The organism is Rhodococcus sp. BP-316 (genome assembly GCF_019836105.1).
Lineage (GTDB): Bacteria > Actinomycetota > Actinomycetes > Mycobacteriales > Mycobacteriaceae > Rhodococcoides.
On the sequence record NZ_JABUEE010000001.1, the window covers coordinates 595,470 to 610,171 of the forward strand.

The following is a 14,702-nucleotide window of genomic DNA, read 5'->3' on the forward strand; positions in this document are numbered from 1 at the left end:
GATGCCGCGCGTTCTCCTCTCGCCCGACAAGTTCAAGGGATCGGCGACGGCGATCGAGGTCGCCGATGCCCTGGCCGAGGGCATCGCGACCGCCGCACCGTCGTGGGACGTCGTGCGACTGCCGGTGGCGGACGGCGGCGACGGCACGGTCGACGCCGCCGTCGCCGCCGGGTGGGACCGCGTGCCCGTGTCCACGACCGGTCCGACGGGCACGCCTGTCGACTCCTCGTACGCGCGGCGGGGAGCCACCGCGGTCGTCGAACTCGCGTCGACGGTGGGACTGTCGCTACTGCCCGGCGGTGCCCCGAACGCGTTGGACACCAGTACTTTCGGACTCGGGACGGTCATCCGACACGCTCTCGGCGACGGCGCCCGGACCATCGTCATCGGGCTGGGCGGCAGCGCCTCCACCGACGGCGGCGCCGGCATGCTCCGCGGACTGGGTGTGCGTATCCTCGACGCCCGTGGCCGTGAGATCACCGGCGGCGGTGCGGCGTTGCGCGAGGCGGCGACGTTGGATCTCGACGCGATGACGTCCGCGGTGGCCGGTGTCTCCTTCCAACTCGCGTGCGACGTCGACAATCCACTGCTCGGCCCTGCGGGCGCCACCGCCGTGTACGCACCACAGAAGGGCGCCGGCCCGGACGCAGTGCGTGTCCTCGAGCAGGCGATGACGCGATGGGCGGAGGTCGCGGGCGCTGCCCACGCCGATCGGCCCGGTGCGGGCGCAGCCGGCGGAACTGCCTTCGGCGCGATGGCAGTGCTCGGAGCGACGGTGCGGTCCGGAATCGACACCGTGCTCGACCTGGTCAACTTCCGTCGCCGGCTGGCGTCGGCGGACCTCGTGGTCACCGGTGAGGGATCACTGGACGAGCAGAGCCTGCACGGCAAAGTCCCGGTCGGCGTCGCCCAGGTCGCCCGCGACGAAGGCATCCCGGTGATCGCCGTCGCCGGCCGAATCACGCTCGCACTCGATCGCCTACTCGACCACGGCATCGTCCGCTCCTACTCGCTCGCCGATCTCGAACCCGATCTTGCCGCGTCGATGCGCCACGCTCCGACGCTGCTCCAGCGGATCGGCGCGACCATCGCCACCTCGTATTTTACCGAAGGAGTTTCATGACCACCGCTGCGTTCACCGCCCATGTCGACCTCGCCTCCCGCGCCCTGGGAGGAAGCGTCAGCGCGGCGAACGACGAACTGTTCGCCCAGCGGGAGAACCTGATCCGGCCCGAACCCCCGTTCTTCGATCCCCACGACTTCGGGCACAAGGGCAAGGTCTACGACGGGTGGGAGACCCGTCGCCGCCGGGACGACGGACACGACTGGGCGATCGTCCGACTCGGTGCCGCCGGCATCGTGCACGGCGTCATCGTCGACACGGCACACTTCCTCGGCAACTACCCGCCGTTCGTGTCCGTCGACGGAGCCTGCGTCGAGGGCCACCCGTCGAGCGAGGAGCTGGAGAAGGCCGACTGGCACACCCTCGTCGAGAGATCGCCGGCACTCGGCGGCACCGCGAACGCCTACAGCGTCGACGATCACCACCGGTGGACACATGTGCGCCTCAACATCTTTCCCGACGGGGGCGTGGCCCGACTCCGGGTGCACGGCGAGGTGGTCCCGGACCCGAGGTTCCTGACGGGGACGGTCGACCTGCTCGCCGCGGAGAACGGCGCTGTCCTGACGGAGTGCTCCGACGCGTTCTACTCCTCGCCGGCCAACATCATCATGCCGGGCCGCGCCCGCAACATGGGTGAGGGCTGGGAGAACGCGCGACGACGACACGGAGGCAACGACTTCGCGGTGTTCGCACTGGCGGCCGCGGGTGTTCCCCGCCACCTCGAAGTGGACACGAGCTACTACGTCGGCAACGCGCCCGGGTGGGTCCGGATCACCACCGTGGACGCGCGCACCGCCGACGTCCACGACGAGGGCGCGTGGCACGAACTGCTACCGCGGACGGCCGTGGCTCCGGACACCCGGCACCGGTTCGCCCTGGATGCCTCGCCTGCCGCGACGCACCTGCGTCTGGACGTCTACCCGGACGGCGGACTGTCGCGGCTGCGGCTGTTCGGTGAGCTCGACGACGCCTCGGCCACCGCGGCCCGCGAACGCTGGTCGTCCTCGCGTCCCACCGAGTAGCGCTGGCTTGTGTGCAGTGATCCGCGGATACCGCGGATCACTGCACACGATCGACGAGCGCGCGGATCTCCGCGATCACGTCGCCGGGACGCTCGGTCAGGTCGCGCCAGGTGTAGCGCAGCACCGTCCACGACGCGCTCAGCACGTTCTGCCGGATACGGTCACGCTGGAAGGCCGCGCTGTCGGAGTGGAATGCCCACCCGTCGATCTCGATCGCCAAGCGCTGCAACGGGAACGCGATGTCGAGCACGTACCCGCCGAACGGATGGTTCACCACCCACCCGCGGAGCCCGGATACGGTGAGCAGGCGAATAACGAGCCGCTCCGCCTCCGATCGAGCGCCGGACTCGGCCGCCCGCAACAATCGCTCTGCTTTCGTGCTGCCGTGTCGTCCGCGATTGCGGTCCTGCGCCCGCCGTAGGCCCAGAAGAGTCGCGTGCCGCTGCAGCTGCCGGTCCATGACCTCCTGGCCGAGAACGACGGATGCCTCGAGCACCGTCAGCGCCAGACCGGAGACGCGAACACGGCGGACCTCGACGATGTCTGCCGCATCGAGAGTGCGGCGGCGCAACCGAACCCCCGGCGCGGGGCGTCCCGACGCGGTGAGCGGAACGGTGACCTCGACCAGCGGCGGGAGATGCGTCGTCAGGCCCAACCAGAACGCGGCGCTCGTCCCGGTGAGCACTCCGCTGGTGGTCGACCACACTGCGCACCGCACCCGCGCTGTGTCGGTGAACGGTCGGTCGAGGGCGACGTACACGCCGGGACTCACCCGTCGCCACCGTCCCGAGCGGACTCGTCGTTCGAGAGCGTCCGAGCTCAGGCCGGCAGCTCGAGCGTGTGCGGACGTGACCACGCCGTCCTGAGCCGCGAGCAGTCTGTCGATCACGAGTGGTTCGACGCGCAGGGCGGCACGGTCGTTCCCGGTCCGCCTGTGTGCAGTGATCCGCGCCCACCGCGGATCACTGCACACAACTCGGCTACGCCTGACGACGGTCGGGCACGGTCGCGTGGTGGATCGGGCCGTCCCCGAGTGTCAGGGACATGCCGCTGCCTCCGCGCCGCGCTGCCACGAACTCCGCCGCGATGGCCACCGCGGTCTCCTCGGGTGTACTCGCACCCAGGTCTAGGCCGACGGGCGAGCGCAGCCGAGACAGCTCGGTCTCGGTCATCCCCACCTCGCGCAGCCGTGCCAGCCGGTCACGGTGGGTCCGCCTCGATCCCATCGCCCCGATGAACGCCACCGGCAACCTGAGCGCGACCTCGAGCAGCGGCACGTCGAACTTCGCGTCGTGGGTCAGGACGCATACCACCGTGCGCGCGTCGACGTCCGTGCGCGCGAGATAGGAGTGCGGCCATTCGGCGATCACCTCGTCGGCGTCCGGAAACCGTGCCCGTGTGGCGAACACCGGGCGCGCGTCGCACACCGTCACGCGGTAGCCGAGGAAGGTACCGAGCCGGGCCAGAGCGCCGGCATGATCGATGGCACCGAAGACGAGCAGTCGCGGCGGCTCGGCATACGACGCGACGAACATCTCCACACCGGGTCGGCAACGAACGGAACGGATTCCGGTGGTCCCGGTGTCCAGCATGGCGCGGGCCTCGTCGACCGCGATGCGGTCGATGTCGGCGAAGCCGGTCGATCCGACGTGCCGGTCCGGCCGCACGGCCAGGACCGTGCCGACGGAGTCGAGGAGCTGAACGGTGGCGACGGCGCCGTCGAACGACCGCAGGACCGCGGGGTCGGGCGCCGGCGAGACGAACACCTCGATCTCGCCCCCGCAGGTGAGACCGACGGCGAACGCGTCGTCGTCGCTGTAGCCGAAACTCCGGCGGACCGCGACGCCGGTCTCCAGGACCTCCTCGCAGAGCGCGTAGACGGCACCTTCGACGCAGCCGCCCGACACGCTGCCCACCACCTGTCCGTCGGAGGCGACGGCCATCGCGGCACCGGGTGACCGGGGCGCGCTGCCCGAGACGGCGACGACGGTCGCGACGGCGTACGCCAGTCCCGCGTCGTGCCAGGCCATCAACCGGTCCGCGATGTCCCGCATCAGGAGATGCCCAGCGCTTCCTCGATGGGGTGCAGTGCGAAGTACACGACGAACACCGCGCTCATGACGTACAGCAGCCAGTGCGTCTGCCGCACCTTTCCCTTGGCCAGGCGGATGATCGTGTAGGACAACACCCCTGCCGCCACACCGACCGTGATCGAGTACGTGAAGGGCATGAGCACGATGGTCAGGAAGGCCGGGATCGCGATCTCGGTGTCCTCCCAGTCGATCTTGCGGACGTGGGTCATCATCAACGCGCCGACGAGGACCAGCGCGGGAGCTGCCGCGCCGACCGGGACGACGCCGGCGAGTGGTGTGAAGAAGATGAGGCTGGTGAGCAGCCCACCGGTGACCACGCTGGCCAGTCCCGTGCGAGCACCCTCCGCGACTCCGGCGGCCGATTCGACCACCGCGGTGTTGGCGGAACCGTTGATCGCGCCGCCGAGGATGGCGCCGATGCCATCGACGGTGAGGATACGGCTCAGTCCGGGCAGCCGCCCCTGTTTGTCGACGAGCCCGGCCTCCTCCCCCACTCCGAGGATGGTTCCCATGGCGTCGAAGAAGCCCGAGAGCACCAGCGTGAACAGCACGACCGAGGCGGTGACGACGCCGGCGCGGGCGAAGCCGCCGAACACGTCCACCTCGAACAGCAGGTCGAATCGCGGTGTGGCGACGATGGAATCGGGTACCGAGGGCACCACGGGACCCCATGCGCGTGGGTCGATGTCGACCACGGAGTTCAGCACGATGGCGAGGTTGGTGGCGACGAAGATGCCGATGAGCATCGCACCGGGGACGCGCCGGACGAACAGCACCATCATGACCACGAGGCCGACGCAGAACACGAGGACCGGCCAGCCTGCGAGCTTTCCGAAGATACCGAGTGTGACTGCGGTGGAGGCGTTGTCGCCGTAGCCGACGAACCCGGCGTCGACGAGACCGATGAGGGCGATGAACGCTCCGATGCCCACTCCGATGGCCTGCTTCAGCACGCGCGGGATCGCGTCCATGATGAGTTGGCGGACACCGGTCAGCGCGAGGACGACGATGATGACACCTTCGAGGACGACGAGACCCATCGCCTGGGGCCAGGTCATGAACGGCGCGGCCTGGAACACCACGATCGGCGTCACTCCGAGCCCTGCCGCCATGGCGAGCGGCGCGTTGCCCACCACGCCCATCAGCACGGTCGTCAGCCCCGCCGACAGCGCGACCATGGTGCTCAACTGTGCCGGGTCGAGGGTCGCACCGGTGACGTCCTGCGCGTCGCCGATGATGAGCGGGATCAGTACGATCAGGTAAGCCATCGCGACGAACGTCGTGATGCCGCCGCGGATCTCACGGGTGATCGTGGAGCCGCGCATCGTGATGGAGAAGAAGGTGTCGAGTCGGGAGCGGCGTCCGCCGCTGCCCACCGTCGTCGCGGGATCGAGTTTCGTCATGAGGTCAGGGCCTTCCCGGGTCCGTGATGTGTTCGGGTCGTATCGGTACTCGTGTGAGGGCGAGACCGGTGGCGTCGCGAACGGCAGCGACGACTGCGGGGGTGGAGGACAGGGTCGGCGGCTCGCCGGCGCCGCGAAGGCCGTACGGCGCCAGCGGGTCCGGGTTCTCCAGGATGTCGAGCTTCATCGGCGGCATGTCGAGGATGGTGGGGATGAGGTAGTCGGTGAACGACGGGTTCTTCACCAGCCCGTCCACGACGACGATCTCCTCCATCAGGGCCAGGCCCAGTCCCTGAGCCGATCCGCCGTGGATCTGCCCTTCGAGGGAGAGCCGGTTGAGGATCTTGCCGACGTCCTGGACGGCGGCCATCTCGACGACCTTCACCAGACCGAGCTCGACGTCGACGTCGACCACCGCGCGGTGCACGCACAGCGCCAGCTGGGTGTGGCTCGCGCCCTGCCCGGTCACCGGATCCATGCCGGTGGTGGGGCGGTGGTGGAACTCGCGGGTCTGCTCGACCACTCGGTCGCCGAGGACGTCCTCGATCGTGGCCAGGACGCCGTCGGCGCGGGAGACGACCTTGCCGCCGTCCAGAGTCAGGTCCGCGGCGGCGCGACCGAGATGCAGTCCGGCGAGGACGAACACGGCCTCCCGAACCGCCTCGCAGGCGGCCTTCACCGCGCCGCCGGTCATGTAGGACTGGCGGGACGCGGACGACGACCCGGAGTTCCCGACGGTGGTGTCGGCCGGATGGATCGTCACGCGCGACACCCCCAGCTCGGTGCGGGCGATCTGTGCCTCCAGTGTCACCAGGCCCTGTCCCACCTCGGCGGCGGCCGTGTGCACCAGAGCGGTGACCTCGCCGCCGATGACCTCGAGTCGGACCCGCGCCGTCGAGTAGTCGTCGTAGTTCTCCGAGAAGCAGATGTTCTTGAGTCCCACGCCGTAGCCGACTCCCCGCACGACGCCCTCACCGTGCGTGGTCTGCGACGCGCCTCCGGGAAGATTGCGGATGTCGGAGGTGTCCAGTGGCGCGGGCATGGGCATCGCCTCGGCCCGGAGGAGCATCTCGGCGAGGGGCGCGGGAGCCTCGATCACCTGACCGGTGGCGAGGAGCGAACCCTGAGCGACGGCGTTGACGCGGCGGACCTCGACCGGGCTCAGACCGCACGCCTCGGCGAGCTGGTCCATCATCGACTCGTACGCGAAACATGCCTGTACGGCGCCGAATCCGCGCATCGCGCCGCACGGCGGGTTGTTCGTGTAGACGCCGTACGCGTCGATCTCGATGTTCGGGATCACGTACGGTCCCACGCCCAGCGACGCAGCGTTGCCGACGACGTTCAGCGTGGCCGACGTGTAGGCGCCGCCGTCGAGGATGATCTCGACGTCCGCGAACAGCAGCCGGCCGTCGATCGTGGCGCCGTACTCGTAGTGCATCTGCGCCGGGTGCCGGTGCACGTGGCCGAAGAACGACTCGTAGCGGTTGTAGACCATCCGGACCGGCTTGCCCGTGTACATCGCGAGCATGGCCGCGTGGATCTGCATGGACAGGTCCTCGCGCCCGCCGAACGCTCCCCCGACGCCGGAGAGCGTCATCCTGATCTTCTCCTTCGGCAGTCCGAGGCAGGGCCCGATCTGTTCGAGGTCGTTGTGCATCCATTGCGTCGCGACGTACAGGTCCACCCCGCCGTCGTCGCCGGGAACCGCGAGACCCGATTCGGGTCCGAGGAAGGCCTGGTCCTGGATGCCGACCGAGAAGTCGCTGCTGACGATCACGTCGGCCCGCGCGCGCGCAGCGGCCACGTCGCCGACGCGCACCGGTTGGTGGCGTGCGATTCCGCCGCGCTCCTGCACCTTCGGGTAGGTCGAATCCAGTGCGGCACGGCGGGCGTCACACAGTGGCTCGAGCACCTCGTAGACCACCTCGATCCGTTCCATCGCCCGGCGCGCGGTCTCGGGGTGATCCGCCGCGACGAGGACGATGGGCTCGCCTTCGTGACGCACCTCGCCGAAGGCGAGGACAGGCTGGTCCCAGGTGCCGTCGAGGCCGAAACACGGGCGTCCCGGCACGTCCTCGTGGGTGAGCACGGCCTCCACGCCGGGGAGGGCGAGCGCCGCCGAGATGTCCACGGACACGATGCGCGCGCGGGGATGCGGACTCCGCAGGGTGGCGCCGTGCAGCATGCCGTCGATGAACAGATCGGACGAGTACGCGAACTCTCCCTTGACCTTCAGGGTCCCGTCGGGGCGGAGCGGACTGTCTCCCACGCGTCCGAGGCCCGGTGCGTCCACGGGTGCGGGGAAGGCGCCGGGGCGCGTCCGTCCGGGGGCGCTCACAGGACGTCCTTCGCGAGAGCCATGAGACGACGGTGTGCGTTCGCTCCGGCCGCCGCCGCCTCGTCCTGCGACACGCTGATCAGCGTGTCGTCCTCCACGATCGTCCGACCGCCGACCATGAGGTGGCCCAGGGGCGGCGTCTGCCCGTACGCGAGCGCGACGACGGGATCGTCTATCGCGGCGAAGAAGCCGTCGGTACGCCAGATCGCGAGGTCGGCGAGCTTGCCCACCTCGAGTGACCCGATCTGGTCCTGCCGGCCGAGGACCGTGGCGCCACCGAGTGTCGCGGCCTCGAGAGCCTGGCGGGCACTCAGCGCGGTCGGCCCGTAGCGTGCCCGCTGCATGTACACGGCCTGACGGATCTCGCCGGCAAGCGAGACCATCTCGGCGGACGCCGATCCGTCCACGCCGAGACCGACCGGCGCGCCGGCGTCCAGCAGATCGGCGACACGGGCGATTCCCGCGCCGAGTCGCGCGTTCGAACTGGGGCAGTGCGCGACGCCGGTACCCGTTGCCGCGAGCGAGGTGATGTCGGAGTCGTGCAGGTGGACGGCGTGGGCGAACCACACGTCGTCGCCCAGCCACCCCACCTGTTCCATGTACCGCACGGGCGTGCAGCCCATCTGGGCGAGGCAGTGCTCCTCCTCGTCCACCGTCTCCGACAGATGTGTGTGCAGCCGAACACTTTTCGATCGGGCGAGGCTCGCCGATTCCACGAGCAGGTCCTTGCTGATCGAGAACGGGGAGCACGGCGCGACGGCGATCCGCAGCATCGACCCGAACGACGCGTCGTGGTACGTGTCGATCGCGTCCGCGGTGGCGGTCAGGATGTCGTCGAGCTCCTCCACCACCTCGTCGGGAGGGAGCCCGCCGTCCGACACGCCCCGGTCCATCGACCCGCGGCAGGGGTGGAATCGCAGTCCGATCCGCGCCGCCGCGTCGATCTCGGCGGCGAACAGATCGCCCCGTCCCTTCGGGAAGATGTAGTGGTGATCGGTGCTGGTGGTGCACCCGGACTTCGCGAGCCAGCCGAGCCCCGCCAGCGCGGCCCCGCCGACCACCTCGGCGTCCATCTTCGCCCAGGGCCGGTAGAGGGTCACGAGCCACTCGAAGAGGGTGCTGTCCTTCGCCAGTCCCTGCGACGCCCACTGGTACAGGTGGTGATGGGCATTGACCAGACCGGGCGTGACCAGTCCGCCACGCGCGTCGATGATCTCGGCGCCGGGAACGATCGGCGCGGGACCCGCGCCGATCGCGGTCACGAGCGGCCCGTCGACGACGATGTACCCGTGCGGGATCTCGGCACCGACCACGGGTGCGATGTAGGCGTTGGTGACGATGCGAACACTCATCGGGAATCGGCCCTTCGTGAGGCGGCGAGTCGGACGGCGTCGAGAATCTTCTCGTAACCGGTGCAGCGGCAGAGGTTTCCGGCGAGGGCCTCGCGGATCTCCGCATCGGACGGATCGGGCACCCGCTCGACGAGGTCGTGCGCCTGGACCACCAGCCCGGGTGTGCAGAAGCCGCACTGGACGGCGCCGCACTCCACGAAGGCCTTCTGGATCGGACCCAGCGCCTCCCCGTCGGAGAGTCCCTCCACGGTGCGCACGCGTCGACCTTCGACCTGGCCGGCCGCCACCAGGCACGAGCACACCGGCACGTCGTCGAGATAGACGGTGCAGGAACCGCACTCCCCCTGCTCGCACGCGTTCTTCGATCCGGGCAGGCCCATGCGCTCGCGCAACACGTAGAGAAGACTCTCGCCCTCCCACACGTCGTCCGCGCTCTGGTCGGTGCCGTTCACCGTGCAGTTCACTCTCATGCTCACGCCGCCTCTCCGTTGTTCCTGTGGTCGCGCCACGACCAGGCGAGAGTGCGTCTCGCCATGACCGCCAGCGCATGTCGCCGATAGTCGGCGGTACCGCGTACGTCGTCGATCGGGCTCGCCGCCTCACGGACCAGGTCGCCGAACCGGCGGGCGACGGCGTCGTCGAGCGGGCCGTCCCAGTCCAGTTCGGCAGCGAGAAACTCCTCGGCGGCGGTGGCCCGCCGCGGCGTCGGGGCGGCCGAACCGATACCCGTCCCGACACGTCGCTCGGCCGGGAACAGCGCGAGCGAGAACGAACACACCGCGATGACCATGGCGTTGCGCGTGCCGACCTTCGAGAAGTACTGCGGCCCGATGGCCGGCGGCACGTGGAACGCGCGGATCAACTCGTCCGGTTCCAGGCAATGACGCTTGACACCGACGTAGAACTGATCGGCCGGAATCATGCGTGTGCCCCGAGCGGCCGACTCGGCCTCGACGATCGCGCCGCAGGCGAGCAGCGGCGCGTGCAGATCGCCGGCGGGCGATGCGCCCCCGAGATTGCCGCCGACCGTCCCCCTGTTGCGGATCTGGGGCGAACCGACCGTGCGCGCAGCTTGCGCGATTCCCGGCAGCCGATCGCCCAGTTCGGCGATGATCCGCACGTACGGCATGCCGGCACCGACGCGGAGCGACCCGTCTGGATTTTCCTCCCAGGTGGTGAGCTCCGTGATCGGGTTCAGGTCGAGCAGCGCCGTCGGTCTGTGCAGATCGAAGTTCATCTCGACCATGACGTCGGTACCCCCCTGCACGGGGACGACATCGGGTCGATCGGCTGCGGTGGCGAGTGCGTCCGCCCAGGTCTGAGGCCGAAGAAAGTCCATGGGAGAAGTACACCCGCCCGCCGTCCGGCGGACGAGACGCAGGAACGACAGACTATGACCCGCATCACACGCGATTCACTGTAGGTTCCTCCGAATGAAGGTGCACGACCTACTCGACATGCCCCATCTCGGACTCGACCCCCTCGTGTCCGACGACGGACGAGACACGGTCATCCGATGGGTCGTGACGACCGACATGCTCGATCCCGGTCGCTATCTCGAGGGCGGAGAACTGGTCCTCACCGGACTGATGTGGCACACCAGACCCGAGGATTCGGACGTCTTCGTCCGTGCGATCACCGGTGCCGGCGTCGCCGCACTGGCGGCCTCGTACGACGGCGTGGTGCCCGCCGATCTCGTCGAGTCGTGCCGCCGACACGGGCTGCCCCTGTTCCGGGTGTCCGCCGCCGTGGCCTTCGCGACGATCACGGAGAGCGTGGTGCGCTCGCTCTCCCGCGAGCGCGCGACCGATCTCCGGTCGGTCCTCGACCGGCACCGCCGCCTGGTGTCGGGCGCCGGCGCCGGGGACGGCATCGGGCCACTTCTCGACCTGGTGTCCGAGGATCTCGGACTGGAGTGCTGGGTGCTCACCCCCGGCGGGCGCGTCGTGGCCTCGTCCCATCCGCTTCCCGACGAGATCCGTCCCGACGATCTGGCGCACGACTTCCTCACGGCACGAACACTTCCCGTGGTGTCCCACGGCCTGTCCCTCCTCGCCGTCGACGGTGACCGGACGTCGCGCGTCGCCGACGCGATGGTGGCCTTCCGCAGCGACTGGCGCAGTTGGACGCCCGAGCGGCTCGCACTCGCCGAGGACGTGGCGTCGATCGTCGCGCTCGAACGTGAGCGCACCGACGACCGCCTCGGGTCGTCCGGACGCTCGGCACACCAGCTGATCCGCGTGATCACCGCGGGCGGATCGGTCGCGGACACCCTCGCCCAGATGACGGTGGTCGGCCTCGACACCGACGCTCGGTACGCGGTGGTCGCCGCGGCCGTCGCGAGTGGCCCCCTCCGCCCCGGCGAACTCCGGGTGGTCCTGCGCGAGTTGCTCCCGAGCGGCGGCGCGATCGGTGTGACGGACGGTGAGGTGGTCGCGATCGTTCCCACCGACGACGACCTGACGCCGCGAGTGCGGTCGGGGATGGATCGCCTCGGTCCCGGACTTGCCGGCAGCGACGTCTCGCTCGGCGTCAGCGGCGCGGTGACGGCGGGCGAACTCCGCGGCGCCGTCGACGAAGCCAGGTACGCCCGCCGGCTCGCGGCCGGCCGCAGCGACGGGGTCCGCATCGTGGGGCACGACGAACTGGCGGATCTGGTGCTGCTCCTGGCGAGCGTGCCGGACGAGATGAGACGGCTGTTCCGCTCGCGTCTGCTGGATCCGGTCGTGGAGTACGACGACCGCCATCAGAGTGATCTCGTCCCGACTCTGCGAGCCTTCCTCGACTGCAACGGATCGTGGACGGCGTGCTCGACCCGGCTGCACCTGCACGTCAACTCGGTGCGCTACCGCATCCAGCGCATCGAGGAACTCACCGGTCGGGATCTCTCCGGACTCGAGGACCGCGTGAACTTCTATCTGGCACTGCGCATGTCGTGACGGCCGGGATCAGATCATGTCCTTGCGCGCCAACCACCGCATGATCGGCCAGCCGAGGAACACCGGGATCCAGCACGTGAGCACGCGATAGAGCAGAACGGACGGCACCGCGATGGTGGCGGGCAACCCGAACGCCGCCAGACCGCCGATGAGAGCGGCTTCCACGGCGCCGATGCCACCCGGCGTCGGGGCTGCGGAGGCGAGCGTCCCGCCGATCATCGTGACGATGGTGACCGTGATGAAGGTAGTGCCCCCGCCGAACGCCTCGATGCTTACCCACAGCGCGAAGGCAGCACCGAGAGTGGTTGCGGCGCAGCCCAGCACGATGACGGTGAAGCGTGCCGGATGCCGCACGAGCTCCGAGAGGTCCGAGTAGACCTCCGCGAGCTGAGGCCGCACCGCGGTGCGCAGGAAGCGCCGCAGGGTGGGCACGAACAGGAAGGCGCCGAGGGCGCCGAACGCGACACCGGCGATGAGGTACAGGATCGTGGCGCTCGGGACGAAGCGGGACAGGTCGGCGGACTGGCCCGCCGCGACGCTGAACACCACGAGCAGCGTCACGTGCGAGATCACCTGCACCAGTTGCTGCAGGGCCACCGCGGCGGTCGAGCGCGTGAGCGTCAACCCGCCCTTCTGCAGGAAGCGGACGCTCAGCGCCAGTCCGCCGACACCCGCCGGAGTCGTCGTCGCCGCGAACGTGTTGGCCACATGCATGATCGTCGTGTTCAGGAAACCCACGGCGCCCGAGGCGCACGCCCACAGCGCCGCGGCCGCTCCGAAATAAGTCGCGGCGGAGATCGCGAGACCGAGCAGTGCCCACCACCAGTCGATCGAGGCCAGCTCGGAGGCGAAGGTCGGGACCTGACTGATGAACGGATACGCGACGTAGACCAGCGCGATGAGCAGGACCAACTGCACGACCTGGTTGCGCGAGAACCGCGTCACCTGCTCGGTGGCGATCGCCGAGGTCCCGGTCCGAGCCAGCACCGTGTCGCGCGTCGCCGTGAGCACCCCCTTGGCGTCGTGCACCGCCCGTCGCACGCGGGTCGGGATGGCGGACGGCGTCAGCCGGCGTGAGGCGGTGAGAACGTCCGCCGGGCCGAGCCTGTCGATCGCGGCGTCGACGGCGACGTCGGGCCCGTACAGCGATGCGGTGGTCAGCATCAGCTGCGCGGCGTCCGAGTGCAACTGGGCCTGCGACGCGCCGAGTTCCGCGGTGTCGAAGCCACCGAGCAACGCGGTGCCGTCCTCGTCGATCCGGAGGTCGTCGACCCGGAGGTCTCCGTGCGAGATCTGCCGGGAGCGCAGCACTCCCAGAGTCCGCCACAGTGCGTGCGCATCCTCCGGACGCTCGGGGTCCACGCGCCGACCGCGGGGAACGCTGTGGGCGTACAGGACCCAGCCACGCTCGAGGGCCGACACCGCCGTCGGGACACAGGCCGCCACGCCCAGGTCGTTCAACGCGATGCCCATCAACGCGCGATGCTCCACCGCGCGGCGCTGTGAGGCGTGCAGTGGCGGGCTCTCCGACGACCGCAGAGTCACCAGTCGGCGCAGCAGACGCAGGGCGCCGCGGCTGCGCTGATTGGGACCGAACAGCTCGACGACGACGTCGTGGCCCACCGGCCCGATCCGTCCCGAGAGCACCAGGGGACCCGAACCCGCCGGGCGCAGGACGACGAACCCGGCGATGTCGACTCCCCGGCGCTTCAGGGCACGGACAGCCTCGGCGAGCGGCACCTCGAGTGCCGGGGTGCCCACCACCCAGATCACGAGCGATCCGGCGAGCCACCCCACGGCGAGACCCAGCAGCGAGCGCGCGGGGACGACGGTGCTGATGAGCAGATGGATCGGGACGAAAGCCAGGAGCAGCACCCACCACGTCCGCTTCCAGCGGATCGGCAGCCCCGGGCCGGAGACGGTGAGCACGGCCGCGACGATGGCGATCCAGCGCGGATCGTCGAGGATCTGCGAGAGCAGGGTGTCCAGGCGCGTCGATTCGTCGATGTGCCACTTCGGCGCGGAGATCCCGCTGCCACTGACCGACAACGCCAGTGCGGCCACCACGGCCGCGGCGACGTAACCCGCGAGCAGCCGCCAGCGGCGTGCCGCCACCAGTCCGGCGAGCACGGTGAACGGGAGAGCCAGGATGGCGACGCCGTACACGAGATAGACGGCGTTGGACTGGCTCGGGGTGAGCACGCCGACGATGTCGGAGATCGAGCGCTCCAGCGCGGTCCACTCGTTGCGGGTCACCAACGAACCGACGACGATCGCCCCCAGGACGATCGCCGCGGTCACGACCCGCAGGATGTCGCTCGTTCGCCGGGTCAACGGTTGCAGGACGCTCCCGGTGACCGGGATGTCTCTTCCGTCGACCAGCACACCGGCCAACCTATCGGAGCGGTGGGCCGCCGGCGGTGAGGCGC

11 protein-coding genes are annotated in these 14,702 nt (G+C 69.8%); 3 read left to right on the forward strand and 8 right to left on the reverse strand.

Annotation, left to right across the window (positions count from 1 at the left end):
• Window position 1: 1 nt before the first annotated feature.
• Window positions 2-1,123 carry a glycerate kinase gene (locus HQ312_RS02780; protein ID WP_222637733.1) on the forward strand — a complete coding sequence of 374 codons (1,122 nt, stop codon included), beginning with the start codon at window positions 2-4 and terminating at the stop codon, window positions 1,121-1,123.
• Window positions 1,120-2,145 (forward strand): allantoicase, encoded by a 1,026-nt coding sequence (gene alc, locus HQ312_RS02785; RefSeq protein WP_222637734.1) that lies wholly within the window; start codon window positions 1,120-1,122, stop codon window positions 2,143-2,145. Before HQ312_RS02780 ends, alc begins: the two co-directional genes overlap by 4 nt.
• Before the next feature lie 37 nt (window positions 2,146-2,182).
• Here the strand turns inward: alc and HQ312_RS02790 are convergent, their stop codons facing one another.
• The 7 genes from HQ312_RS02790 to HQ312_RS02820 form a co-directional block, all read right to left on the reverse strand.
• Entirely contained in the window at window positions 2,183-3,034 is an 852-nt protein-coding gene (locus HQ312_RS02790) for a type IV toxin-antitoxin system AbiEi family antitoxin domain-containing protein (protein ID WP_222637735.1), read from the reverse strand.
• A 91-nt stretch (window positions 3,035-3,125) separates the two neighbouring features.
• Window positions 3,126-4,199, reverse strand: coding sequence for an XdhC family protein (locus HQ312_RS02795; RefSeq protein WP_222637736.1), 1,074 nt, complete (start codon window positions 4,197-4,199; stop codon window positions 3,126-3,128).
• Entirely contained in the window at window positions 4,199-5,641 is a 1,443-nt protein-coding gene (locus HQ312_RS02800; protein ID WP_027504991.1) for an NCS2 family permease, read from the reverse strand. The genes HQ312_RS02795 and HQ312_RS02800 overlap by 1 nt, the downstream gene beginning before the upstream one ends.
• Window positions 5,642-5,645: 4 nt before the next feature.
• Window positions 5,646-7,982 carry a molybdopterin cofactor-binding domain-containing protein gene (locus tag HQ312_RS02805; RefSeq protein ID WP_308123771.1) on the reverse strand — a complete coding sequence of 779 codons (2,337 nt, stop codon included), beginning with the start codon at window positions 7,980-7,982 and terminating at the stop codon, window positions 5,646-5,648.
• Entirely contained in the window at window positions 7,979-9,334 is a 1,356-nt protein-coding gene (locus HQ312_RS02810) for an 8-oxoguanine deaminase (protein WP_222637737.1), read from the reverse strand. The genes HQ312_RS02805 and HQ312_RS02810 overlap by 4 nt, the downstream gene beginning before the upstream one ends.
• A complete protein-coding gene (locus HQ312_RS02815; RefSeq protein WP_027504988.1) occupies window positions 9,331-9,804 on the reverse strand; it encodes a (2Fe-2S)-binding protein in 474 nt (157 codons plus the stop codon). Before HQ312_RS02815 ends, HQ312_RS02810 begins: the two co-directional genes overlap by 4 nt.
• A 2-nt stretch (window positions 9,805-9,806) precedes the next feature.
• Entirely contained in the window at window positions 9,807-10,673 is an 867-nt protein-coding gene (locus tag HQ312_RS02820; protein WP_222637738.1) for a xanthine dehydrogenase family protein subunit M, read from the reverse strand.
• Between the two features lie 94 nt (window positions 10,674-10,767).
• On the opposite strand from HQ312_RS02820, the gene HQ312_RS02825 reads away from it, so the two are divergent.
• A complete protein-coding gene (locus tag HQ312_RS02825) occupies window positions 10,768-12,273 on the forward strand; it encodes a PucR family transcriptional regulator (protein ID WP_261781972.1) in 1,506 nt (501 codons plus the stop codon).
• A gap of 9 nt (window positions 12,274-12,282) precedes the next feature.
• On the opposite strand, the gene HQ312_RS02830 is transcribed toward HQ312_RS02825, so the two are convergent.
• Window positions 12,283-14,658 (reverse strand): lysylphosphatidylglycerol synthase transmembrane domain-containing protein, encoded by a 2,376-nt coding sequence (locus tag HQ312_RS02830; RefSeq protein ID WP_222637739.1) that lies wholly within the window; start codon window positions 14,656-14,658, stop codon window positions 12,283-12,285.
• Between the last annotated feature and the right edge of the window lie 44 nt (window positions 14,659-14,702).

What these genes read in the sequence shown, in the direction of transcription:
- HQ312_RS02825 (WP_261781972.1), top strand. Translation starts at nt 10,768, where the DNA reads ATGAAGGTGCACGACCTACTCGACATGCCCCATCTCGGACTCGACCCC.
- HQ312_RS02820 (WP_222637738.1), bottom strand. Translation starts at nt 10,673, where the DNA reads ATGGACTTTCTTCGGCCTCAGACCTGGGCGGACGCACTCGCCACCGCA.
- alc (WP_222637734.1), top strand. Translation starts at nt 1,120, where the DNA reads ATGACCACCGCTGCGTTCACCGCCCATGTCGACCTCGCCTCCCGCGCC.
- HQ312_RS02810 (WP_222637737.1), bottom strand. Translation starts at nt 9,334, where the DNA reads ATGAGTGTTCGCATCGTCACCAACGCCTACATCGCACCCGTGGTCGGT.
- HQ312_RS02815 (WP_027504988.1), bottom strand. Translation starts at nt 9,804, where the DNA reads ATGAGAGTGAACTGCACGGTGAACGGCACCGACCAGAGCGCGGACGAC.
- HQ312_RS02780 (WP_222637733.1), top strand. Translation starts at nt 2, where the DNA reads ATGCCGCGCGTTCTCCTCTCGCCCGACAAGTTCAAGGGATCGGCGACG.
- HQ312_RS02800 (WP_027504991.1), bottom strand. Translation starts at nt 5,641, where the DNA reads ATGACGAAACTCGATCCCGCGACGACGGTGGGCAGCGGCGGACGCCGC.
- HQ312_RS02795 (WP_222637736.1), bottom strand. Translation starts at nt 4,199, where the DNA reads ATGCGGGACATCGCGGACCGGTTGATGGCCTGGCACGACGCGGGACTG.